The organism is Aeromonas sp. R5-3, from assembly GCF_040908225.1.
Classification (GTDB): Bacteria; Pseudomonadota; Gammaproteobacteria; order Enterobacterales; family Aeromonadaceae; genus Aeromonas; species Aeromonas dhakensis.
Genome location: NZ_JBFODH010000010.1, coordinates 76608 through 99340, shown reverse-complemented (window position 1 = coordinate 99340; position 22733 = coordinate 76608). Strand labels below are relative to the sequence as shown.

Sequence of the window (22733 nt, the reverse complement as noted above, 5' to 3'; positions counted from 1 at the left end):
TATCAGTGGTGAGGAGTCGGAATGAGCAGTAACAACCCCGAACAATGGCGCGACAAGCTGAGCGCCGAGCAGTTTCATGTCTGCTGGGAGAAGGGCACGGAGCGTCCCTACAGCGGCGCCCTGCTCCACAACCGCAAGAGCGGCGACTACCTGTGTGTCTGCTGCAAGAGCGTGCTGTTTCACTCGGACGCCAAGTTTGATTCGGGCTGCGGCTGGCCCTCGTTCGATCGGGCCATCGACGGGACCGTGACCTACACAGAGGACAACAGCCACGGCATGAAACGGGTGGAGATCACCTGCAGTCAGTGCGGCTCCCACCTCGGCCATGTCTTCCCGGACGGGCCGACCGAGACTGGCCAGCGCTACTGCGTCAACAGCCTGAGCCTGGATTTCGATCCAGAACCCTGAGCCTGGCGATAGATATGCATGCAAAAACGGCCCCCTGCCTTGGCAGGGGGCCGTTTCTTTGTGGTCGCCGCCTGGGTCGCTCAGGCCAGCAGCAGGGTGGCGCCCATCAACAGGGTCGCCAGCGCCAGGATGGGCAGCCTGAGTGCCCGCAGCAGGTAGAAGCCGACGGCGGCCAGCGCCAGATCGGTGGGCGCCAGCACGGCGCTCTGCCAGACCGGCTGATAGAGCGCCGCCAGCAGCAGACCCACCACGGCGGCGTTGATGCCGGCCACGGCGCCGGCGAGGCGAGGGCGGGCCAGCCAGCTCTGCCAGCAGGGGCCCATGGCCCACAGCAGCAGAAAACCGGGCAGGAACAGCGCCAGGGTCGCCAGCAGAGCGCCGTCCAACGGGGTGGCCGGCAGCAACTGGGCGCCGAGGTAGGTCGCCAGGGTGAACATGGGGCCGGGCACCAGCTGGGCCAGGCTGTAGCCAGTCAGGAGCTGCTGCTGGCTGAGACTGTGCCCTGCGCTCTCCGCCAGCAGGGGCAGCACCACGTGGCCGCCGCCAAACACCAGGCTGCCGGCCCGGTAGAAGTCGGCGACCAGCTGGCCGACGGAGCCCCCCAGCAGCGGCAAGCCGATAAACAGCAGGGCGAACAGCAGCAGGGTGGGCCAGTGGGGTCGGCTCACAGCGCCGGCAGACGACAAGGGAGTGCCGCTTTGGTCTGCCTGGCGGGCACAGAGCAGGGCGGCGCCCGCCAGCATGACGAGCTGGGTGAGCAGGCCGGGTTGCCACCAGAGGGCAGCCGCAGTGGCGACCATGATCCCCTGATTGCGCGTTGTCTTGCAGAACTGGCGGCTCATGGTGAGCACCGCATCGGCCACCACCACCAGCGCCAGCAGCTTGAGGCCGTGCAGGGCGGCATCGAGCCAGACGTTGTTGCCGAGCTGGCCGAGACCAATGGCGGCGGCCAGCAACAACAGGAAGGAGGGGAGGGTGAAGCCGGCGAAGGCAGCCAGCGCTCCGCCAAGCCCGGCCCGCTGGCGACCGATGGCAAAGCCGAGCTGGCTGGAGGCGGGGCCCGGCAGCAGCTGGCAGAGGGCCAGCAACTGGGCGAATTCGGCCTGGGTCAGCCAGCCCCGCCGCTCGACAAAGGTGCGCTGGAAGTAGCCGATATGGGCGGCCGGCCCGCCAAAACTGACACAGCCCAACCACAGAAATTGCATGAATACCTGTCCCACCTCGTCGCTCTCCTCGCGCATTTCATCAGACGGTGGAGATGATATGACAGGGCGATGACTTTTTTATGACAAATCAGGGGGCTGCTGGTAGGTAGCCGCGCCTTGTCGCCGGCAGGCGATGGCTTATGGGGCCGGCTGGCTCGAGGTTGGCAGGTAGCAACGATTCGCCAGCCAGCAGGCGATGGTTGATGGGGCCGGCTGGCTCGAGGTTGGCAGGTAGCAACGATTCTCCAGCCAGCAGGCGATGGTTTATGGGGCCGGCTGGCTCGAGGTTGGCAGGTAGCAATGATTCGCCAGCCAGCAGGCGATGGTTTATGGGGCCGGCTGGCTCGAGGTCGGCAGGTAGCAACGATTTGCCAGCCAGCAGGCGATGGACTGGCGGCTGGCATCGAAGTGAGGCTCGGGCAGATTGCGTGGGTCGCACCAGACCCAGCCTTCGCACTTCTCCGGCTCCAGCAGTTGGGGCTCTCCCTCTACCTCGGCCAGCAGGGTGACCGAGACATAATGCAGACCGCTTTCACGCCAGGTCTCCAGGTTGTTGGTGACGGCGATGACGCTGGGGTTGCTGATCCGAAAACCCGTCTCCTCGGCCACTTCCCGGATCGCTGCCGATTCGAACGTCTCTCCCAGCTCCAGATGGCCGCCGGCGATGGACCAGTAAGGGGCGTGGCTCCCCTTGCGCTTGCCAAGCAGCACCTGACCCTGGCGGTTGGTGAGGATCACGCCGACACCGACGCGGGGATAGGGAGTTGACATAAGAAGGGCTCCTTGCAGGGATGACGCGGGACAAGCAGGGAACCCATAAGCGGCTCCTTGCACAAACGGCGAATTGCACCATAAAAAACGGGCCCACCTTAGGTCGGATGGGCCCATCATGCAAGCAGTCTGCGGCGTCAGGCGCCAGAGCTGCGGATCACCCCAGCTTGACCAGCATCTTGCCGGTGTTGCGCCCCTCGAACAGTCCGATGAAGGCCTGCGGCATGCTGGCGAGCCCCTGATAAACGGTCTCTTCGGCCTGCAGGGTGCCGGCGTCGAAGGCCGGGGTCACCTCGGCCAGAAACTCGCCGTAATGCTGCCAGTGATCGAACACGATCAGCCCCTGCATGGTGAGGCGCTTGCGGATCACTTGGGAGAGGTTGCGCGGCCCGCTCGCCTCGCTCTGGCCGTTGTACTGCTCGATGAGGCCGCACATCACGATGCGACCGTGCACCACCATGTGGTTGAGGGCGGCGTCCAGCATGGCGCCCCCCACGTTCTCGAAGTAGACGTGGATCCCCTCCGGCGCCAGCCTGGCCAGCTCGGCATCGAGATCCGGGGTCTCACGGTAGTTGATCACCTCGTCGGCCCCCAGGCTCTTGAGGTAGGCCACCTTGTCGGCAGATCCGGTGGAGCCGATGACGCGGGCCCCCGCCCGTTTGGCAAGCTGCACCACCATGGAGCCGACGGCGCCGGAGGCGGCCGACACCAGCACGGTTTCCCCGGCCTGCAGTCTGGCGATGCGGTTAAGCCCGGTCCAGGCGGTCATGCCCGGCATGCCGAGGGCGCCGAGAAAGCGCTGGGGCGGCAGGCGGGTGTCGGGCAGTCTGGTCAGCTGAGCGCCGTTGGCGACGAAGCGATCACGCCAGCCCAGCATGCTGCTCACCCGGTCGCCCACCGCGAAATCCGGGTGGCGCGAGGCCTCCACCACGCCGATGGCGCCGCCATCGAGGGGGCCGTTGAGGGGGAAGGGGGGCACATAGCTCTTGGCCTCGCTCATGCGACCGCGCATGTAGGGGTCCACCGACAGCCACTGGTTGGCGACCTGCACCTCGCCCTCCTGCAAGGGGGGCAGCGGGACCTCGACCAGGGCGAAGTCGGCGGCGGCGGGCAGGCCGACCGGGCGGCGCAGCAGTTGGGTTTGATGGCTGGTGGCATTCATGGCGGTTCTCCCGTTGGATCTGGTACAAGCCTCGCCGGCGACGGGCCGGGCCCTGTCTGTCGGCGGCGCAGGATGATTTTGTTTGCGTGCAAACTAAAATCAGGTTAATCCTGAAACGGAGGGCTGACAACTGTTTTGTGTGCAAATTATTCAGCCCCTCATGCTCCTGGGGTATACTGGCCCCAGTCGTCAGCGAGGTGCCCCATGAGTGAATTGAAAAAGCAGGTCTGTTTTGCCCTCTACAGCGCCTCCAATGCCGTGATGCGGGCCTACCGACCGCTGCTGGACAAGCTGGATCTCACCTACACCCAGTATCTGGTGATGCTGTCGCTGTGGGCGCGGGACGAGGTCAGCCTCAAGGAGATAGGCCAGGAGACCGGGCTGGATGCGGGGACCCTGACCCCCATCGTCAAGCGGCTGGAGAGCAAGGGCTGGCTGACCCGCACCGTCTCCCGCGAGGATGAGCGGCAAAAATGCATTTGTTTGACCGAGGCGGGCCGCCAGTTGCAGCAGGAGGTGCAGGGCTGCTGTCTGGCGGACAACTTGCGCAATCAGGTGGATCTGGCCGATGCTGAACTGGCCCAGCTCAAGCAGCTCTGCGATCGCATCTCGGCCCAGCTGGGGCGTTGAGTTCGACCGACCATCCGTCTGAGGAGCCCTCCATGAGAATCTTGTTGCCCCTGTTTGCCCTGCTGCTGGGTGCCTGCAGCACCAGTTCCCACTCCCCGTCGATGGCCNATCGACGATGCCGATGCCTGGCAGGCGATCTGCAAGGATGGCACCCGGGTGCGGGCCGTGGTGGAGGAGGGGATCTGTGCGGATCATCGCGGTGTTGCCATGTGGACGAATAAGCCAAGGGCCGCACGGATGGCAGAGGAAGCCGCCAAATAGTGTGATCCAGACGCCATAAAATGACACGACCGGCCGATTGGCCGGTTTTTTTCGCGATCCCGTCGGCACTTTGCCACCTTGTTCATGGTGCGCTCAGTTTTCTCTTCCCATACTGGCCCTACAGTTCCAAAAGAGGAGAGACGAGATGCAATCATCGTTGGTTGGGCTCTCCATTCTGTGGGGGCTGGCCAGTTTTGGTGTTCAGGGGGATTTCATCGAGAGCCGTGATTCCGTTGCGCCATCCTGGCAAGCCGAGTCCAGAGTGGAGATGGAAGGTTATCTGATCGAGTCGCTGGGGGAGGATCGCTGGCTGTTCGATAACGGCAGCGAGAGTCTGCTGGTCTCCCTGCCCCAGGGGCAGTGGGTGCCGACCGGCGAGCGGCTGCGGGTCAGCGGCGAGCCGCAGCAGGAGCAGGCCGGCTGGCTCCTGCAGGTGCAGGACGTGAGCCAGGTGGCGGTTTGAGTACCAGCCTGCTCCAGCAGTTTGAACATGTAAAAAGAGGAGGCCCTTGGGCCTCCTCTTTTTTATCTCGCGCTGATCTGGGCGGCCGACGCTCAACCCAGGTGGTTAAGCGGCAGCGCCGTCTTGTGCTTGATCCGGCGCAGCACGAAGCTGGATCGCACCCCGGTCACCCCCGGGATATGGGTCAGCTTGTCCAGCAGGAAGTGCTGATAGTGCTCCATGTCCCGCACCACCACCTTGAGCTGGTAGTCGGCGTCATTGCCGGTGATGAGGTCGCACTCCAGCACCTCCGGCAGTTCGCTGATGGCCCGATCGAAATTCTCGAACCGCTCCGGGGTATGCCGGTCCATGGAGATATGAATGTAGGCGGTGAGGGTCAGCCCCAGCTGGCGAGCGTTGAGCAGGGTGACGTGGGTGTCGATGAGACCGGCATCTTCCAGCGCCTTGACCCGGCGGGAGCAGGGGGAGGGGGAGAGCCCGACCAGCTCGGCCAGCTCCAGGTTGCTGATGCGGCCATTCTCCTGCATCAACTCCAGAATATGCCTGTCAATGCGATCAAGTTTCAGCATTCTCCGTTCCTCGTTGCAATTACTAATTCACTTTTCCTAGATTAAGGGTGAACTATTGCAAAAACAACTGAAAATACATGCTACTTCGCAACCACTCACCGGGCCGGCAGGGGTACCATGGTTACATCTTCCGGTGGCAAGACAGAAACCCAACCCGGTCTCTGTGGCAAATGACTTTACCGGGTCAAGAGCCCCATCAGCCGTCCCACCTTATCGGGCTACGACGGACTGGAACGAGGACATCCCCTCCCCGAAGGCAACAAAGCAGGCATCCCGGCGCCTGCTTTGTTGTTTTTGTGCGCGGCGTTCAGCCCTGCTGCGGCTTGATGCGATAGAGGCAGCGGTGATCCCCCTCCAGCAGATACTGTTCCCGCTCCACCTCGGCCGGCGCCAGCAAGCGGCGAAACAGCGCCAGCTCGCTGCGACAAAAGCCCCGGCAGGCGCTCGCCGCCGCGCAGATGGGGCAGTGACTCTCCCACAGCAGCCAGCTGCCATCCTCCTCCTGGCGCAAGTCAGCCATATAGCCCTCCCGGCAGCGCAGCTCCTTGAGCCTGGCCAGCCGGTCGGCCAGCGCCGGCTGGTTCAGCTCGGCCTGATAGCGGGCCAGCTGCTGCTGTTCCCGCTGGTCGATCAGTCGCTCCATGCCCACCGCGCCAAACAGCTGCTGGATGTTGTCGATAAGCTGCAGGGTCAGCTCGCTGTGGCTGTCGGGGAAGCGCTGCCAGGCCTGCTCGGTGAGGTGCCACAGCCGCACCGGCCTGCCGCGCCCGCGGGCCTCGTCGTTGAAACTTACCCAGCCGTCGGCTTCCATCGTCATCAGGTGCTGGCGGGCGCCCATGGAGGTCATCTGCAGCTGCTCCCCAAGCTCGGCGGCACTCTGGGGGCCTTGGGTCTTCAACAGGTGCAGTATCTTGTCGGTGCTGGCATTCATGGGGCGGCTCTCGTGATCGGCAGGCACGCCAGAGGGGTGGCGCTCAGGTACCCATTATGGGGAGAGGGATTCTTTAAATCAACAATTCGCTTTACTTAATCCCACTCACTGGTCAACATAAATAAACCAATAACTTTATTTAATGGGGCGAAGATGGAGAGGATCAAGGGACAGGCCAGCTTGTGGGTATTGGTGATGACGGTGACGCTGGCGGTGGCGGGCTTCAGCCTGCCATCCCCAGTGCTGGCGCCGCTGTTGCTGGATCCGGCCCAGGGCATGTTGACGCCGGAAGCGTCGGACTGGAGCCGCAAGGTGTGGTTGGGGGTCATCATGGGGCTCTATCCGTTGTTCCAGCTGGTGGGTTCCCCCTGGCTGGGCCGTCTCTCCGATCGCCATGGCCGCAAGCCGGTGCTGACCCTCTGTCTGGTGGGGGTGCTGGTGGGCTATGTCCTGATGGCGCTGGGGATCGCCTGGCGTTCCTTGCCACTGCTGTTGCTGAGCCGGGTGGTGGAGGGCTTCTTCAACGGTGACATCGCCATCGTGCAGGCCATGGCGGCCGACATGAGCACCGCCAAGACCAAGGCGCGCAGCTTCGCCTGGATCAACATCGGCATGAACCTGGGCTGGGTGGTGGGCCCCATGATCGGCGGCTATGCGGCCGTGGTATCCGGTGATTACAGCCTGGCGGCCTGGCTGGCGGTGGCCATGACCCTGGTCAACCTGCTGCTGGTGCTCTGGCTGCTGCCCAATCGGCCGGCGGTGGCCCGCAGTGAGCAGCCGGCACCAGCCCTCTCTTCCCGTCAACTGTTGCTGCAGCCGGTGCTGCTGCCCTACTTCGTGCTGACCCTGCTCAGCTACGGGGCGGTGCAGCTCTATTTCACCTACTTCAACGTCTGGCTGGTGGAGCGGCTGGCCTGGGATCCGGTGCAGCTGGCGCAGGCCGCCGTGCTGGTGAGCGTGCCCATGATCGCGGGATCCTGGCTGGGCTCCCGTCTGGCTCGCCATTGGCGCGGCAGCTCCCTCGGGATCGTCGGTCATCTGGTGATGGCGGCAGGCATGTTGCTCTTCATTCTGCCCAGCCACTGGTGGGGGCTGGCGCTCACCTTTATCCCGGTCGGCATCGGCATGAGCCTGGGGGAGCTGGCTACTTCGGTGGCCGTCTCCAACCGCAGCCACGCCGAGCAGCAGGGGCAGGCGATGGGGCTCTATCGCGGGCTGGCGGTGGGCAGCGAGATCCTGGCGGTAGTGGTCGGCAGCCTGGTGCTGCTGGCGGGTACCGAGTGGCCCTTCTATCTGGCGGCGTTGTGCGGTCTGCTCTGCGCAGCCGGCTTCTATGGCCTGCGCCGGGCGGCGGATCGGCGGCAGCGGCTCGACGCCCAGATGGAAGCCGGCTGACGGGATCACAGAGCGAGACGGAGGGGGCTGCCGGCGCTTGCATCGTGGCGCCGACTCTGGGACGGTATGGCTCTTTGCTTCGCTTGCCCGATCACCCGGTGCTCCCTTGCTTCATCTGTACCTTGCGATGCTCAGCCTTTGGCGGTGGCATGAATCGTTATCAGGCCCTGGCGTTGGAAGCGGGTAGGTATGGCGCCGCATTCGTTTCGACACGCTTGGCGGTGATATGAGTTGTTATCAGGCCCTGGCGTTGTAAGCGGGTAGGTATGGCACCGCATTCGTTTCGACACGCTTGGCGGTGATATGAGTTGTTATCAGGCCCTGGCGTTGGAAGCGGGTAGGTATGGCACCGCATTCGTTTCGACATTTTGGAGGTGATATGAGTCGTTTTCAGGCCATTGCACTGGATATGGATGGCACTCTGCTGACCCGGGATCACAAGATCTCGTCCGCCACCCGGGCCGCACTGGCCCAGGCCCGCGCCCACGGCATCAAGGTGCTGCTGGTGACCGGGCGCCACTTCATGACAGCCCGCCCCTTCCATCACGAGCTGGCCCTCGACACCCCCATCATCTGCAGCAACGGCGCCTACCTCTATGATCCGGTGCAGGAGAGGATCCTGAGCGGGGATCCGCTGGCGGTATCCCCCCTCGGCCGGCTGCTGGCCGAGGTGCAGGCGCACCAGATGGGAGCCCTGTTCCACCTCGATGAGGGGATCGGCTACCTCGGCTGCGAGGAGCATGTGACCCGGATGCGCCACTGGTCGGCGGCCCAGCCGGATCATCTCAAGATCTCCCTGCTGCCGGCGGAGGATCTGGCGAGCTGGCTCAGCCGGCCGGTCTGGAAGCTGGAGCTGTTCAACCAGGATCCCGCTCTGCTCCATCACTTCATGGCAGAGGTGGTCGCGCAGCTGCCCTTCACCTGCGACTGGGCGGCGCCCTATGCGGTGGAGCTGGTGCAGCCCGGCTGCAGCAAGGGTAACCGGCTGGCCCAGTGGGCCGCGAGTGAAGGGATCTCGATGGAGAACGTGGTGGCGTTTGGTGACAACAACAACGACATCAGCATGTTCGAGCAGGTGGGGCTGGCGGTGGCCATGGGCAACGCGGCGTCACAGATCCAGGCGCTGGCGGATCGGGTCACCGCCGAGCACAACGAAGACGGCATCGCGCTGGCGCTGCAGCGCTGGGTTCTGCCCGCCTGAGGGGCAGAAACAGAGAGGGACAGAAACAGAAAGGGGCCCTGTCGGCCCCTTTTGGTTTGTCAGTTCCCGAAGGTGAACTGGATCACCCGATCCGGGAAGCGGATCCTGTTGTAGTCGCGGCGCAGCCCCTCGTAGTGACGGATGGCGCGCTCGCGCTGGGCGCGGTAGTAGTCGCGCTGCTTGCTGTCGTTCTCGTTGCTGATCTGGCGCTCCAGCGTCTCGATGTCGCGCTCGGTCCGCTCCATCTCGCTCTTGAGATCGCTCAGCTGCTTCTCCACCAGGTACTCCTTGCGGCCGCGATCGTACTGGGTCAGGAAGCTGGCATCGTTGGGGCAGACCCCTAGGTACTCGGCGCCGGACTTGCCCTTGCTGTAGGCGAGCTCGGGAATGCAGTAGAGCTCCAGCCCCTTGGCATAGCCCCGTTTCCACTCCGCCTCGTCCACCTTGAGGCCGTATTCGCCGCAGGTCGAGACGTAGTCGCGGGTGGCGCTCGGGGTCTTGCCCTGCTCGCCATCCTGATAACCCAGGTTGTACCAGCTCATGGTGCGGCACTCTTCTTCCGACAGCGAGCTGCAACCGGCGAGCAGGAAGGGCAGGGTCAGCAACAGGATCTTGGGGGACATGGACGACGGGCTCCGAGAGAGATGATGGGGGGCATTCTAGAGAGGATGCTGGGGCAGGACAAGGAATGAAAAGCGGCGTCGGCCGACACCGTTTTTTGAGCGGTTTGTCACTATTTGCGCAGGCTGGCGACGTGGCGGCCCGAGCCCTTTCCTTGTCGCCGGTCACGGGGTAAACTGCGCCATCTTTTAACTGGCGCGTAACAAAAACAATGAAAGTCCTGACCGTCGATTACCGCTCGCCCGATGCGGCGCAGCGCTTCACCGAATCCCTGCGGACCACCGGCTTCGGGGTGCTGACCAATCACCCCATCCCGAAAGAGCTGGTGCAGTCCATCTATGACAACTGGTATCGCTTCTTCATGAGCGAGCAGAAGCAGGATTTCCTGTTCAATCGCGAGACTCAGGACGGTTACTTCCCGCCGTCGGTGTCCGAAGTGGCCAAGGGCCACAGCCAGAAGGACATCAAGGAGTACTTCCACATCTACCCCTGGGGCCAGATGCCGGCCGAGCTGAAAGAGCAGGCGATGGAGTACTACCGCCTCGCCAACGACCTGGCGGCCGAGCTGCTGGGCTGGGTCGAGCAGTACACCCCGAGCGACATCGCCGCCCACTACAGCTGCCCGCTCTCCTCCATGATTGAAGAGAGCCAGAAAACCCTGCTGCGGGTGCTGCACTACCCGCCGTTCGACGGCACCGAAGAGCCGGGCGCCATCCGCGCCGCCGCCCACGAAGACATCAACCTGCTGACTATATTGCCCGCCGCCAACGAACCTGGCCTGCAGGTGAAGGGGTCCGACGGCGAGTGGATGGACGTGCCGTGCGATTTCGGCACTCTCATCATCAACATCGGCGACATGCTGCAGGAGGCCTCCCGCGGCTACTACCCCTCCACTACCCACCGCGTCATCAACCCGACCGGCGGCAGCGCCGCCAAGTCCCGCATCTCCCTGCCGCTGTTCCTCCACCCGCGGCCGGACGTGGTGCTCTCCGAGCGTCATACCGCCCACAGCTACCTGATGGAACGGCTACGGGAGCTGGGGGTGATCTAGTCCCCAAAGCTGTCCCACCACCCTGTAAAACCGGAGCAAAATTGCTCCGGTTTTTATTTGTTGGCAGGATTGTGCGTTAAATAGAATTTAATTAGGTAATGATGCCAATAATGCGCGCTTTATCCAGATAAGTGGCGTTGTGATTGCGCAGCCCTCCCCGTACTCTGAGCGTCATTTTGGGCCCCTTGTGGCGGGCCCCACGGTTGGAGTTCTTATGAAGCAGTCCCAATGGTCATCCCGGCTCGGTTATATCCTGGCCGCCGCCGGTTCCGCAGTCGGTCTCGGCGCTATCTGGAAGTTCCCCTATGTGACGGCCGCCAACGGCGGTGGCGCCTTCCTGCTGGTGTTTCTGCTGTTCAGTTTCACCCTGGGGGTGGCGGTGCTGATGGGGGAGACGCTGCTCGGCAGCCTGAGCCGGCGCGGGGTGGTGGGATCCTTCGGTGAGCTGATGGGCAAGCGCTGGCGCTGGGTCGGCGCCATGGGGCTGCTCAGCAGCCTGCTCATCTACAGCTTCTACAGCGTGGTGGGCGGCTGGACCCTGGGCTACACCGGCATGGCGCTGGCGGGCAGTCTGCAGCACGGCGATGGCGCGGCCCTCACCGCCCGCTTCAACAACTATGTGGGGGATCCGCTCTGGCCGGTGCTGACCCACCTGCTGTTTGCCGGGCTCACCTGGTGGTTCGTGCAGGGGGGCGTGCAGAAGGGGGTGGAGCGCACCCTGCGCTGGATGATGCCGGCCCTCTTCATCATGATCCTGATGCTGGTGGCCTTTGGTCTCACCCTGCCCAATGCCATGGCCGGGGTACGCCACTTCCTGATGCCGGACTTCAGCAAGCTCGGCATGTCCGGCGTGCTCGACGCCATGGGGCTGGCGTTTTTCTCCCTCTCCATTGGTCTGGGCATCCACACCACCTATGGCGCCTACCTGCCCTCCAGCGAGGGGGTCGGCCGCTCCAGCCTCTGGGTGGTATTGCTGGCAAGCCTCATCGCCGTGCTGGCGGGCTTGATGATCTTCCCTGTGCTGGCGGCCACCGGCATCGATCCCGCCTCCGGCCCGGGTCTCACCTTCATGACCATGCCGGCGGTGTTCCAGCAGTTGCCGTTCGGCCAGGGGCTGGCGGTGGTATTCTTCGCCCTGCTGGTGGTGGCGGCACTCTCGTCCGCCATCTCGCTGCTGGAGCACCTGCAGTGCTTCGTCAGCGAGAGTCTGGGCTGGTCACGACGGGCCGCCTGCAGCCTGATCACTGTGCTGGTGATGGCCAACGGCATTCCGGTCAGCCTGTCGTTCGGCCCCTGGGCGGACGTGACCCTGTTTGGCAAGAACATCTTCGAGCTGCTCGACTTCGTCACCTCCAACCTGATGATGCCGATGTTCGGGTTGGCGCTCACCCTGCTGCTGGGCTGGCGGCTCGGTCGCCAGGCACTGCCTGCCGGCTTGGCCCTGCATTGGCACACCCTGCTGATGGGCTGCTGGCGCTGGCTGGCGCCACTGCTCATCGGCGGCATCCTGGTACGCGGGCTGGTATAACCGGCTCAGGGATGAAGGGGGGCCGGTGTCGCCTGCGGGTGGCGGGCCCGCACCTTGTCGACGGCGGCCTGCCAGCGGGCGATCACGGCATCATCCTCGCTCTTCGAGAAGACGATGTAGAGCCAGTTCTCCTGCAGCAGCAACCCGGAGTTCACCACGCTGCGGGGGGAGAACTTCATCTTGGCCAGGATGGCCGGCATGATCTGATCCCCCATGGGGAAGGCGTCTATCTTGCCGAGCACCAGGAGCTCGATGGCATCTTCGATGGTCTGGCAGCGCACCAGGTTGGTGTAACCCTCCCGGGTGAGCAGTTCGTCATCGGCGTTGCCGAGCAGCACGCCGACCCGCGGCAGCTTGCGCAGCTGGGCCAGGTCGGTCAGCGGCTTGCTGCCTCTGGTCTGGTAGATCACCACCCGGTTCGGAAACAGCGGCCCCACCCACTTGAACTGGGACTCCCGATGGGGCGTGCGCAGGATGACGAACAGGGCGAAGCCGGGTTCGACCCGGGTCAGGGCGAGCGCCCGCTTGAGGGGGTAGATCTTGATGGGGTAGTGGACCCCCATCTCCTGCTGGACTTCCTGTACCAGCTGCACCGCCAGCCCGCCGAGCTTGCCGTTACTGGTGTGGGTAAAGGGGGGCAGCTCGTGGCTGATGAGGGTCAGCGGGGGTTGCGGCGTGGCCAGCGCCAGGGCGGGCAGCAGTAGCCAGGGCAGCAGCCAGTTCATCCAGTATCCGGTCAGGTGCGTCACGTCGGTGCATCCATGTTGCGCAAGGGGGTCGCCACGGGCGGTCGCTGACCGGCCTGCCGAGGCTAACTCTATTATTGCTCAAGGGATTGGGCTGCCTGATGATCTTTGCCGGCCGCGGCAGAGAATCCTTTTTTGAAGGGGGGGATGAAAAAAAGTTGATCGCGTTGTGTCAATTTTTCTTTCCATGGTTTAGGCTGTGATCCCGTTTGGCATTCAGGCCCGCTTATTCATGTCACCCCGCTGCGCACTGTTCGGTCGATTTTTTGGCTCGCAAGAGAGGTGACCTTGCACGCACAGCTTGTCTGAATGTTCATTGCAAAGGTCGCCACCAGGCGGCCTTTTTTGTTGCCCGCACCGTGCGGTTATCCATGGAGTATCGATGTGATGTTGTCTTGCCCGGAGGTTGTATGAGCCAGGTTCAGTGGTCTTCCCGTCTCGGTCATGTGCTGGCCGCCGCCGGTTCGGCGATCGGTCTTGGCGCCATCTGGAAGTTTCCCTATGTGACTGCCACCAACGGCGGCGGCGCCTTCCTGCTGGTGTTTCTGCTGTTCAGCTTCACCCTGGGAGTGGCGGTGCAGGTGGGGGAGACCCTGCTCGGCAGCCATAGCCAGCGCGGGGTGCTCGGTGCCTTCCGCAAGCTGGTGGGGCCGAACTGGCGCTGGATGGGTTACATGGGGGTCCTGTGCGGCTTCTTCATCTACAGCTTCTACAGCGTGGTGGGGGGCTGGACCGTGGGGTACGCGGCCCTGGCCATCGGTGGCGAGCTGAACTTGAGTGAGGCGAGCGCCCTCACCGCCCTCTTCACCGGTTACGTGAGCGATCCTCTCTGGCCGGCCATCACCCACCTCATCTTTGCCGGGCTCACCTGGTGGTTCGTGCAGGGGGGCCTGCAGAAGGGGGTGGAGCGGGCGCTGCGCTGGATGATGCTGGCCCTGCTGGTGATGATGCTGCTGCTGGTGGTGACCGGCCTCTCCATGCCCGGCGCCATGACCGGGGTGCGCCAGTTCCTGCTGCCCGACTTCAGCCAGCTCACCGGCCAGGGAGTGCTGGATGCCCTGGGGCTCGCCTTCTTCTCCCTCTCCATTGGCCTGGGGGTACACACCACCTACGGCGCCTACCTGCCCAGCAGTGACGGCGTGCTGCGCTCCGGCGTCTGGGTGGTGACGCTGGCAAGCCTCATCTCGGTGCTGGCAGGGCTGATGATCTTCCCGGTGCTCGCCTCCACCGGCATCGATCCGACCGCCGGCCCCGGCCTCACCTTCATGACCATGCCGGCGGTGTTCAACCACCTGCCGTTCGGCCAGGGGCTGGCAGTGGTCTTCTTCCTGCTGCTCTTGGTGGCGGCGCTCTCCTCCTCCATCTCCATGCTGGAGCACCTGGTGCGCTTCACCACCGAAGAGTGGGGCTGGTCGCGCCGTGGCGCCTGCCGGGTGCTGACCCTGCTGATCATGGCCTGCGGCATTCCGGTGAGCCTGTCGTTCGGCCCCTGGGCCGAGTACACCCTGTTCGGCAAGACCATCTTCGATGTGCTGGACTACCTCACCTCCAACCTGATGATGCCGCTGTTCGGCCTGGTACTGACCCTGTTGCTGGGCTGGCGACTGGGGGATCGCATGGTGCCGGCGGATCTCTCGCCAGTGTTGCGGTTCTGCCTGCTCTGGTGCTGGCGCCTGGTGGCCCCGCTGCTGATCGGCGGGATCCTGGTGCGGGGATTGCTGTAAGAGCGGCCCGGCGCTGGCCGGGCCTGAGGGCCTAGTTGGGGGGCGTGGTGGGCAGGCGGGTATTGAGGTGTGAGCGGATCTGCAGCAGCGTCTTCTGGTACTCCTCGGCATGATGCTCCATGAAGGAGGCGCTGTGGTTGAGGCGCCGCTCCAGCCGGTCTACCAGCAGCGCCACCCTGGGGGCTGCCATGCCGGCCGGCCAGCACAGTTGCAGCAGCTCCAGCAACTGCCAGGCATCGCCAGGCAGGGCCGGGAACTCCTCCTGCAGGGTCAGCGCATACTGCACGGCCAGCTGGTGCTGACCGGCCGCAGCGGCTCGCTGCCGCTCCTGGCGCAGATAGGTCAGCCGCAGCTCGCGCCGCTCCAGTTGTTTCGTCAAGTCGATGACGACCTGCTTGAACAGCTGTTGCAGCAGCGGGGCCGGGGCGACCCTGGCCTGATACTGGCCTAGCTGGGTCAGGTAGCGTTTGGCGTGGTGGGGCAGTCCGCAGAACTGGCTGACGGCGAAGCCGAGCAGCTGGTTGAGGTGGTTGTCCCGCGCACTCTCCGGCGGGTGCTTGGCCAGCAGCAGCAGGGCCTCGTCGAAGCGGTAGTCCAGGCTCAGCATCAGCGCCTTGAGCAGGGCGTCCTCATGAGCTCGCAGGGTGACGGCCTGGTTGAGGTAGCGATACTCCTGCTGCAGTGAGCTGATCCTGGCGGCGCTCGGGTAATGCCAGAGCACCGCCAGGCTGGCATTGAGGATGAAGTTCTCGATGGATACCCGCAGCTTGTGATCGGCAAAGAAGCGCAGGCTGAGGGCATTGGCCTGCTCCAGCGCCTTGCCCTCATCCTTGATCAGCAGTGCCAGCAGGATGGCCGCCTGACGCCACTCCGGTTGCCAGGCGTTTTTTTGCAGCAGATGGCCGAGCACGTCCCAGGCCGCCTCCCACTGCCCCTCGTGCAGCAAACAGGCCAGCGCCAGCTCCAGCTGCAGGGCCGGCGGCAGCCGCTCCCGGTTGCGGGCCAGATCCTTGCGCGCACTCTCCAGCCTGCCGAGTCCCAGCAGGGCGTAGATCAATCCCTTGCGCGGCCACCAGGCGTCATATTCCGTGGTACAGACTGCGTAGTGCTGGGAGGCGTGGAAGTGATCCTGCCATTGCAGCAGCATGTAGCCCTTGCTCCGGTCCAGCTGTTGTCCCAGCTCCCGATACTTCTGCTGCTCATAGAGCAGGTCCTCGCACAGGGCACAGCTCAGTTGCCACTCCCTGAGCCGCATCGGGGCCGGCAGGGCCCGGGTCAGCCCGGTCAGCTGTACCAGCTCGCGCAGGCGGGTGGTCAGTTGCTCCTGGGTAAAGGGGATGGTCAGTTGCAGGGAAAAGTAGAGATCCGAGGGGGGATAGTGGAGTGGCTCCGGGTCTGCATTGAGCAACAACAGCACGCAGCCCGGCTCCAGTAGCCCCAGATAGTGAGCCTCCTGCAGCATGCGCACTCCCTCCAGGTCCTGGTGATGGCTCTGGTGGCAGATGATGGCGTCGAACGACTGCTGGCGCAGCAGGGTTGGCAGGGTTGCCAGTTCCTTGCAGTGGGTCAGCTGGGTTGATGCTATGCCCTGCTGGCTCAGCCCCTGGGAGAGCGCCGTGCTGAGCATGGTGTCGTCTTCGATCAGGAGGATCTGCATCCTTGGCACTCCTTGGCCGGTTCAGGATCGGAACAAGTATGGCATGTGATGGAGTCAAAAAGAGCTATTACTCTGTTACAGAGGTGCCGTGCCGGTCAACCCCTCGTCCGAGCTCACTGCGGTGGGGGGAGGGCGACGGATTGACAAGAAACACCACCACGCCGCCATAGGCCGCCGAGTCGGCCAGCCTGCTTTCCCACGTTTGATCCCACTCACCTCCCTGCACCAGCCCCACCTTGAAGGGGAGGGTCAGCCGCGTCAGCGTTTGCAGGTAGCGCGCGTAGCCCGGCTCGGTGCGGCGGCCACGGTAGGTCTGCACCACCAGCTCGTCGACCGTGCCGGCGAGGGCGTTGAGGGTGGCGACGTCGCCGGTGCGGGTCCAGTCCAGCAGGCCTGTGATGCTGATGGCGCAGCCGGTGGGCAGCTGGCTGCGCAGTTTGCGCAGGAAGTCGCCATAGTCCGCCAGCCGGTGGGTGCGGGCATCGAAGTCTATCTGGATGCCGCGCACCTCATTGCCCTTGCGCTGCCAGGCCGCCAGCTGGTTGGTCAGGCTCTTGAGCAAGACCTCATCCCAGTCGAGCCGCTCCACCCGATAGGCGAGCCAGAGCTCCTTTACCGGCAGCTTGCTCGGCGCTATGCCCTGCCCCTGAAAACGCACGGGCTGGCGCGCATCAAACGGGCCTATCTCCCCCTGATGCAGATAGAGCCGCTCCGCCTGCTGCAGCACCGGCTGGGGCTTGACCCCGGCCCACAGCCAGAACTGGCGGTAGTGGCTCGCCTCGACGGCGGCGCTGACCTCGGCGCTCAATAGCGCCAGCATCACCAGTAATATTTGAGCTGTTTGGCCCACTGGCTCGTTCCGTACTGGCGTTTGAGGGTGTTGAACCAGCCCTTGCGCTGACTGAGGGGGATCTCCTGGCTGCCGCAGCTGTTGTTGCCGCTAGGGGCGTAACAGTTGATGGCGCGGTAGAGGGCGTAGGCCTTCTCCTCCTTGGCGGCCTTGGGGTTGGCGATCACCTGTTGATACCAGTCGAGCCGGCTGCGCTGCTGTCCGGCAAACAGATCCCGGCTGCCCGCCAGAGTGTCGGCCCCCGGCCGCTGCAGGAGCGGATCCCAGTCCAGCCCCTTGCTCAGGAAAAACTCGCCGAGGCAGTTGAGCGCCTTGGGGGATTTGGGGTTGTCCGCCAGGGTGGTGACCACGACCGTGAGCGCCGGGCATTGATACTCCTGGCTCCCTTGCCAGTCGAACGGGGCGGCCAGCGGGGTCAGCGCCAGATCCTGCAGGAAGCCCCGATAGTCGCCGTGGGTCAGCTGCTTGTAGCGCAGGGTGTGGCCGGCGCGCTGGCGCAGGGTGTCGGAGGCCTGCTCATCCTGCACCATGCGGCGCAGCAGAGGGGCCGGCGCCACGTACTCCAGCAGCGGAATGCGGTAGTGATCGCTCTGGATGGGGCTCTCCTTGGCAAACACCTGCTCCAGCCGGCCGGCCCGTTCCAGGGTCATGGCCAGCGCCAGTTGCAGCAGCTGATCCTGCAAGGGGGTGGGCTGGCTGGCGAGCAGGGCGCGCCACTGCTGCTCCGCCTCGGGCAGCGCCTGACTGGCCGCCAGCGCCATGCCCTTGAGCACCTGCTGGCTGAATGCCAGGTTGTCGAGTGGCCCCTTGCCGAGGGCGGGAGCGGCGGCGATGACGGCGGCATAATCCTTGGCCAGATAATAACGCTCGGCCTGTTGCAGGTAGGCGAGCCAGGCCGGGTTGCCGGCAAGCTGGGCGCTTTGCTGGGCCAGCTCGCCGCTTTGCAGCGGCTGCCACTCGTCCCAGCTCTCGTGCAGCCGCAGTCGGCGCAGATCCTGCACCAGGGTCAGCTGCGGCATGGCGGCTGAGCCAGTGAAACCGGGCTGCATCAACAGCTTGAGGTCTATTTCGTTGAGCAGCTCCGGGTTGCCCGGCTGGCGGCTCGCCTGCCGGAACAGGCCGGCCAGCGCCGCCTCGTCCCCCTTGAACCAGGCAAGCCGGCGCAGCAGCCCGTTGGCGGAGTCGAGATAGCGCCCCTCTGGGTAGCGGCTGCGATAGTCGGCGATGAACTGCTCGGCGCGCTGCACGGCAGCCTGGTCAATCAGGTTGCGATCCAGGGTGCCCCAGTCATCGAAGGCGCTTTGTTGGGACTGGTTGAGGGCGACCCGGATCCGCATGTAGTCCGCAGTCTCTTTCAGCCAGGGCTGATCCTGGCCGGCGAGGGCGGCAAATTGCGCATCGGCCTGCGCGAACTCCCCCTGATAGAAGAGTCGGCTGGCGGCCAGGTAGTCGGCAAAGCCCTGGCCGGCGGCTGACAGCGGCGCGGCCTTGTCCTCCGGCGCCGTGGCCGTTTCGGTCTGCTGGGCGCACTGGCCCAGCATGGCCAGCCGCTGGCGGGCCAGCTGGCTGCGCTCGTCGGCGCCAAGGGCTGGGGTGTCGACCAGCGCCTGCAGGAAGGCTTCGGCGGCGACCGGGTTGTTGCTGATGCAGCGCCCCTCGCTCCAGCCGGCGGCCCGCTCCAGGGCGGCCTGGGGGGTGCTCTGCTCGATGCCAAGACCAGCGGCCAGCGCCAGCAGGGGATCCGGCCCGGCGGGGGCCGGCTCGGCCTGGGTCGGGTTGAGCAGGGCCGGGTTGAGCAGATCCTCGATGGCGAAGGGCAGCGGCAGCGGCGCCTTGGGCAGCGAGAAGGCCTGCTCATCGGCCAGCAGCAGCGCCAGGTTGGTGCGGGTGTCGTTGTCGGGGGAGAGGAACGGCAGCCCGTTCAGGTGGCACTGGGCGGCGGTCAGTTGCAGGGTGAGCGGCGTCTCGCAGCCATCCGGGCCGCAGGCCAGGACGGGCAGGCTGCACAGGGCCAGCCACAGGGGAGTCAGTTTCATGGGCGCTTCCAGCAGGAGTCGGGATGCTGGCACGCTACAAGATGCCTTCACCCCTTTCAACTGACCATAGGGGCAGGTCGGCCTGCGGCGGGCCTACTGCAGACCGGGCCCTTTGGCCGAAAAGGGGCAGTCGCGCTGCTGGATAAGTTGCTCCCCCGAGCCCGCCGCCCCCTGCCAGTGCAGGGCGAGCTGGCCGAGGCGGCCCAGGTGGCGCAGCTCGAATTCGTAGCGCAGGCAGGGCTCGGTGAGGGGCAGGCTGGCCATGCCGGCCGGCAGTTGGTAGTCGTAGCGCAGCAGGGGACCGTCTGTCAGCGTGCTGCGGCTGGGCAGCAGCCCTTGTGCCGTGGGGACGGGGGTGGTCAGCCGGCGGCGCAGACTCAAGGGGGCGTCGATCGCCTTCTGGTAATGAAGGCCGTTCATGGCCGCCAGCTCCTCTTCCAGCCGCTGCAACTCCCCCTCCAGCCCGCTCAGCGCCGCCCCCAGCTGTTGATGAGCGGGGGAGGCGCAGCCCCCCAGCAGCAGGGTGAGGAGCAAAAGCGGGGCGCGGGTCGGGTGCATGGGCTCTCCTTTGAGCGCACGGATGGGCTGGGCCGGGGCTGACTATAGCAGGGTATTGGTGGGCGGCGCGGTGCGCAGCAGGCCGGCGAGCCGCTCCAGCGCCTCGGCGACGCGGGCGTCGGTGGCCGGCTGGCTCAGGCTCAGCCGCACCCCCTGGGGCGCTGCGAACTGGCCGGCGGCGAAGTGTTCCCCGCTCGCCACCCCGACGTCAAGGGCGTTGGCGGCCTCGGCAAACTCCTGGCTGCGCCAGGGCTCCGGCAGCGGCAGCCAGGCGTGCATGGAGCCCGCCTGCCAGCAGGCCTCCGGCAACAGGTGGCGCAGCAGCTCGCCGCGACGTGCCAGGATCTGCCGTTGCTGCTCTACAAGAGGCATGATCTGGCGCTGGCTCACCAGCTTGCAGGCCAGCTCGATGAGCAGCGGGCTCACCATCCAGCTCGACAGTCGCATCGCCTGGGCGAAGGCACCGCGCAAGTGGGGCGGAGTCAGCACGAAGCCGACCCGCAGGCCACCGCAGGCGATTTTGGCCAGGCTGCCCAGATAGATGACCCGCTCCGGCGCCAGGTTGACCAGCGGCGTCACCGGCTGCTGGGGCAGCAGGCCGTTGACGTCGTCCTCGATGATCAGCAGATCGTGGCGGCGGGCGATGGCGATGATGGCCTCGCGCCGCGCCAGGCTCATGGTGGCTGTGGTGGGATTCTGCAGGGTCGGGGTGAGGTAGAGCAGCTTGGCGCGGCGGGTGCGGCAGGCCGCTTCCAGCGCGTCGGGCAGCAGCCCCTCCTCGTCCATCGCCAGCCCCACCACCTGATTCTTAAGCTGGCGGGCGTTGCCCAGCATGCCGGGGTAGCTGAGCCCTTCGCACAGCAGGGTCTCCCCCACGCAGCCGGTGGCCAGCAGGGAGAGCATGATGCCGTGCTGGGCGCCGTGGCTGAACAGCAGATGCTCCTCGCTGCCCACTACCCCTTGCTCGGTCAGCCAGTCGATAAAGAGCTGGCGCTGGCCGGGCTGGCCCGCCTCCTTGTCGTAACCGAGCAGGGCGTTGAGATCCCCGTCCGCCACTTCCGCCAGCATGGGCCGGATGATGGCGGCTCGATCCAGCTGCACCGGCAGGTTCTGCCACAACTCGATGCGGTGCCCCTCCTCCTTGCGGATCACCCAGGCGTTGGCCGGATCCTCATGCTCCCCCTTGACCCAGGTGCCGTGCCCGACCCGGGCGGCCAGCAGTCCGCGCCGCTCCGCCTCGCCATAGGCGCGGGTGACGGTGCCGACGGTGACCCCCAGCCTGTCCGCCAGCGCCCTGTGGGTGGGTAGCCGGGTCTGGGGCGGCAGGGAGCCGTCCTGAATGGCCTGCTCGATGGCCTTCACCAGCTTGAGGTAGAGGGGGCCGGCGAAGGGGGGGAGGTCCGGGGTCCAGATTGTCATGGTGACAATAAATCCATTGATCGAAATGTATCGGCAATATAGCGTGATTTTGAACCCGATAACAATCAAAAACAGCACATTGTATCGATACAATGTGCGCAGTTCAGGAGTACAAAGATGACGATCGAATGGTATGCCACCCTGTTTGGTTTTGCGGTGCTCACCTGTGGCACGCCGGGCCCCAACAACCTCATGCTGACCGCCTCCGGCGCCAACTTCGGGGTGCGCCGCACCCTGCCCCATCTGATCGGGGTGGCGGTGGGCCAGCCGGTGCTGCAGATGGTGCTGGCGCTGGGGCTCTACCCCCTGTTCGAGCGCTGGCCGCTGCTGCGCTTCGGCTTGCAGATCTTCGGCAGCCTTTATCTGCTGTGGCTGGCATGGCGCATCGCGGTGGCCGGCGCTCCCGGTGATCCGGCCCGGCGCGCCCGTCCGCTGACCCTGCTGGAGGGGCTGGGCTTTCAGTTTCTCAATCCCAAGGCCTGGATGATGGGGATCTCCGCCATCAGTCTGTTCAGCCTGCCCGGCGCCAGCTACTGGCCGAGCCAGTTCGCGGTGATGGCCATGTTCGTGCTGGTGGCGCTGCCGGTCTGCTTCGTCTGGGTGCTGTTCGGCCATCAGCTCAGCAACTGGATCAGCACGGATCGGGGCTGGCGCCGCCTCAACGGCAGCCTGGGGGCGCTGACTGCGCTCTGCGTGGTGATGCTCTGGTACTGAGCCTTGCCAGAGGCCGCATAAAGATGCGAAGAAAGTGCATTTGCGGCCTTGTCTGACGGGCACCGGCTCTGCATATTAGAAGGCTTGTCGCCGAGCCGGCGCCCTGCATCATCAAGAGGTTGAGATGGATCTGAACTGGTTGCTTCCCCTGGCGGGCTTTGCCCTCATCACTTGCGGCACGCCGGGCCCCAACAACATGCTGCTCACCAGCGCCGGTGCGGCCCAGGGCTTTCGCCGCAGCGTGCCCCTGCTGGTGGGGGTGGTGGGGGGGATCAACCTGATGATCCTGGCCACGGCGCTGGGGCTGGGGGTGATGTTCGAACAGGTGCCGCTGCTGCACGACGGGCTCAAGCTCATCGGCTCGGCCTACCTGCTCTGGTTGGCCTGGAAGGTGGCGACCGCCAGCGGCCCGGCCGAGGGCAATCGGCCGCTGATCCCGGCCCATCAGGGGGCCATGCTGCAGCTGCTCAACCCCAAGGCGTGGATGATGGCGCTCTCCGCCATCAGCGGTTTCACCCTGGCGGGGGAGGCCTACTGGCCCTCCGCCATTTGGGTGCTCGCCATCTTCTTTACTACCGGCCTCTATACCGGGGCCTTCTGGGTGCTGTTCGGTGCCCAGGTGCGCCGCCTCATTCGCACCGCCAGAGGCTGGCGTCGTTTCAATCTCGGCATGGGGATCGCCACGGCGGCCTGCGTGCTGATGATCTGGATTTAGTCCGGGCCTGCGCCCGGGCCTTTACCGGCTGTCTTGTTGGCCCTGCGGGGCCTTTTTTATTCACGGGGCGGTGCCATGACGCGCGCCGCCCCCTGTCTGGTTTGCACGAGCGGTTTAC

Annotated in this window: 22 protein-coding genes and 1 pseudogene; 11 read left to right on the top strand and 12 right to left on the bottom strand. The window is 65.2% G+C overall.

Annotated features, from left to right (window positions below; genetic code table 11):
• Window positions 1-21 precede the first annotated feature (21 nt).
• Window positions 22-408: a peptide-methionine (R)-S-oxide reductase MsrB gene (gene msrB / locus AB5Y95_RS05155; RefSeq protein ID WP_005304887.1), complete on the top strand. Its 387-nt coding sequence runs from the start codon at window positions 22-24 to the stop codon at window positions 406-408.
• 80 nt (window positions 409-488) lie between these two features.
• Here msrB and chrA read toward each other — a convergent pair whose 3' ends face one another.
• The 3 genes from chrA to AB5Y95_RS05140 all read right to left on the bottom strand — a co-directional run bounded on the left by chrA (window position 489) and on the right by AB5Y95_RS05140 (window position 3546).
• Window positions 489-1649, bottom strand: a complete 1161-nt coding sequence (gene chrA, locus AB5Y95_RS05150) for a chromate efflux transporter (RefSeq protein WP_368159799.1) — start codon at window positions 1647-1649, stop codon at window positions 489-491.
• A gap of 291 nt (window positions 1650-1940) precedes the next feature.
• Window positions 1941-2384 (bottom strand): NUDIX hydrolase, encoded by a 444-nt coding sequence (locus tag AB5Y95_RS05145; protein WP_042051380.1) that lies wholly within the window; start codon window positions 2382-2384, stop codon window positions 1941-1943.
• A gap of 157 nt (window positions 2385-2541) precedes the next feature.
• A complete protein-coding gene (locus AB5Y95_RS05140) occupies window positions 2542-3546 on the bottom strand; it encodes an NADP-dependent oxidoreductase (protein ID WP_324054333.1) in 1005 nt (334 codons plus the stop codon).
• A gap of 204 nt (window positions 3547-3750) precedes the next feature.
• Here AB5Y95_RS05140 and AB5Y95_RS05135 point away from each other — a divergent pair, with 204 nt between their 5' ends.
• The 3 genes and pseudogenes from AB5Y95_RS05135 (at window position 3751) to AB5Y95_RS05125 (ending at window position 4900) form a co-directional block, all read left to right on the top strand.
• On the top strand, window positions 3751-4176 hold the full coding sequence (locus AB5Y95_RS05135; RefSeq protein WP_211048406.1) for a MarR family winged helix-turn-helix transcriptional regulator: 426 nt from the start codon (window positions 3751-3753) through the stop codon (window positions 4174-4176).
• 32 nt (window positions 4177-4208) lie between these two features.
• Window positions 4209-4437 (top strand): annotated as a pseudogene (locus AB5Y95_RS05130) (hypothetical protein).
• A gap of 145 nt (window positions 4438-4582) precedes the next feature.
• Entirely contained in the window at window positions 4583-4900 is a 318-nt protein-coding gene (locus AB5Y95_RS05125) for a hypothetical protein (protein WP_005304873.1), read from the top strand.
• 92 nt (window positions 4901-4992) lie between these two features.
• Here AB5Y95_RS05125 and AB5Y95_RS05120 read toward each other — a convergent pair whose 3' ends face one another.
• Both AB5Y95_RS05120 and AB5Y95_RS05115 read right to left on the bottom strand, forming a co-directional pair.
• A complete protein-coding gene (locus AB5Y95_RS05120) occupies window positions 4993-5469 on the bottom strand; it encodes an Lrp/AsnC family transcriptional regulator (RefSeq protein WP_005304871.1) in 477 nt (158 codons plus the stop codon).
• A gap of 307 nt (window positions 5470-5776) precedes the next feature.
• Entirely contained in the window at window positions 5777-6400 is a 624-nt protein-coding gene (locus AB5Y95_RS05115) for a metalloregulator ArsR/SmtB family transcription factor (RefSeq protein ID WP_042007094.1), read from the bottom strand.
• A 153-nt stretch (window positions 6401-6553) separates the two neighbouring features.
• On the opposite strand from AB5Y95_RS05115, the gene AB5Y95_RS05110 reads away from it, so the two are divergent.
• A complete protein-coding gene (locus tag AB5Y95_RS05110) occupies window positions 6554-7795 on the top strand; it encodes an MFS transporter (RefSeq protein WP_368159794.1) in 1242 nt (413 codons plus the stop codon).
• 379 nt (window positions 7796-8174) lie between these two features.
• Entirely contained in the window at window positions 8175-8996 is an 822-nt protein-coding gene (locus AB5Y95_RS05105) for a Cof-type HAD-IIB family hydrolase (RefSeq protein ID WP_368159792.1), read from the top strand.
• 59 nt (window positions 8997-9055) lie between these two features.
• Here AB5Y95_RS05105 and AB5Y95_RS05100 read toward each other — a convergent pair whose 3' ends face one another.
• Window positions 9056-9619: a DUF2799 domain-containing protein gene (locus tag AB5Y95_RS05100; RefSeq protein WP_368159790.1), complete on the bottom strand. Its 564-nt coding sequence runs from the start codon at window positions 9617-9619 to the stop codon at window positions 9056-9058.
• A 209-nt stretch (window positions 9620-9828) separates the two neighbouring features.
• Between AB5Y95_RS05100 and AB5Y95_RS05095 the strand changes: the two genes are divergently transcribed.
• Window positions 9829-10668: an isopenicillin N synthase family oxygenase gene (locus tag AB5Y95_RS05095; protein ID WP_010636209.1), complete on the top strand. Its 840-nt coding sequence runs from the start codon at window positions 9829-9831 to the stop codon at window positions 10666-10668.
• A gap of 214 nt (window positions 10669-10882) precedes the next feature.
• Window positions 10883-12196 carry a sodium-dependent transporter gene (locus AB5Y95_RS05090; protein ID WP_368159788.1) on the top strand — a complete coding sequence of 438 codons (1314 nt, stop codon included), beginning with the start codon at window positions 10883-10885 and terminating at the stop codon, window positions 12194-12196.
• Between the two features lie 5 nt (window positions 12197-12201).
• On the opposite strand, the gene AB5Y95_RS05085 is transcribed toward AB5Y95_RS05090, so the two are convergent.
• The gene (locus tag AB5Y95_RS05085) at window positions 12202-12921 is read right to left on the bottom strand and encodes an ABC transporter substrate-binding protein (protein WP_005304833.1); all 720 of its coding nucleotides are present in this window, start codon (window positions 12919-12921) and stop codon (window positions 12202-12204) included.
• Between the two features lie 431 nt (window positions 12922-13352).
• Here AB5Y95_RS05085 and AB5Y95_RS05080 point away from each other — a divergent pair, with 431 nt between their 5' ends.
• A complete protein-coding gene (locus AB5Y95_RS05080) occupies window positions 13353-14666 on the top strand; it encodes a sodium-dependent transporter (RefSeq protein WP_368159785.1) in 1314 nt (437 codons plus the stop codon).
• Between the two features lie 31 nt (window positions 14667-14697).
• Here AB5Y95_RS05080 and AB5Y95_RS05075 read toward each other — a convergent pair whose 3' ends face one another.
• The 5 genes from AB5Y95_RS05075 to AB5Y95_RS05055 all read right to left on the bottom strand — a co-directional run bounded on the left by AB5Y95_RS05075 (window position 14698) and on the right by AB5Y95_RS05055 (window position 21186).
• The gene (locus AB5Y95_RS05075) at window positions 14698-16323 is read right to left on the bottom strand and encodes a hypothetical protein (protein ID WP_005304827.1); all 1626 of its coding nucleotides are present in this window, start codon (window positions 16321-16323) and stop codon (window positions 14698-14700) included.
• Between the two features lie 67 nt (window positions 16324-16390).
• A complete protein-coding gene (locus AB5Y95_RS05070; protein ID WP_368159782.1) occupies window positions 16391-17173 on the bottom strand; it encodes a DUF3142 domain-containing protein in 783 nt (260 codons plus the stop codon).
• Window positions 17143-19209, bottom strand: coding sequence for a hypothetical protein (locus AB5Y95_RS05065; RefSeq protein ID WP_368159780.1), 2067 nt, complete (start codon window positions 19207-19209; stop codon window positions 17143-17145). Before AB5Y95_RS05065 ends, AB5Y95_RS05070 begins: the two co-directional genes overlap by 31 nt.
• A gap of 93 nt (window positions 19210-19302) precedes the next feature.
• On the bottom strand, window positions 19303-19767 hold the full coding sequence (locus AB5Y95_RS05060) for a hypothetical protein (protein WP_258118786.1): 465 nt from the start codon (window positions 19765-19767) through the stop codon (window positions 19303-19305).
• A 42-nt stretch (window positions 19768-19809) separates the two neighbouring features.
• Entirely contained in the window at window positions 19810-21186 is a 1377-nt protein-coding gene (locus AB5Y95_RS05055) for a PLP-dependent aminotransferase family protein (RefSeq protein WP_368159778.1), read from the bottom strand.
• A 117-nt stretch (window positions 21187-21303) separates the two neighbouring features.
• On the opposite strand from AB5Y95_RS05055, the gene AB5Y95_RS05050 reads away from it, so the two are divergent.
• Window positions 21304-21900, top strand: coding sequence for a LysE family translocator (locus AB5Y95_RS05050; protein ID WP_368159776.1), 597 nt, complete (start codon window positions 21304-21306; stop codon window positions 21898-21900).
• Between the two features lie 124 nt (window positions 21901-22024).
• The gene (locus AB5Y95_RS05045; protein WP_368159774.1) at window positions 22025-22615 is read left to right on the top strand and encodes a LysE family translocator; all 591 of its coding nucleotides are present in this window, start codon (window positions 22025-22027) and stop codon (window positions 22613-22615) included.
• Window positions 22616-22733 lie beyond the last annotated feature (118 nt).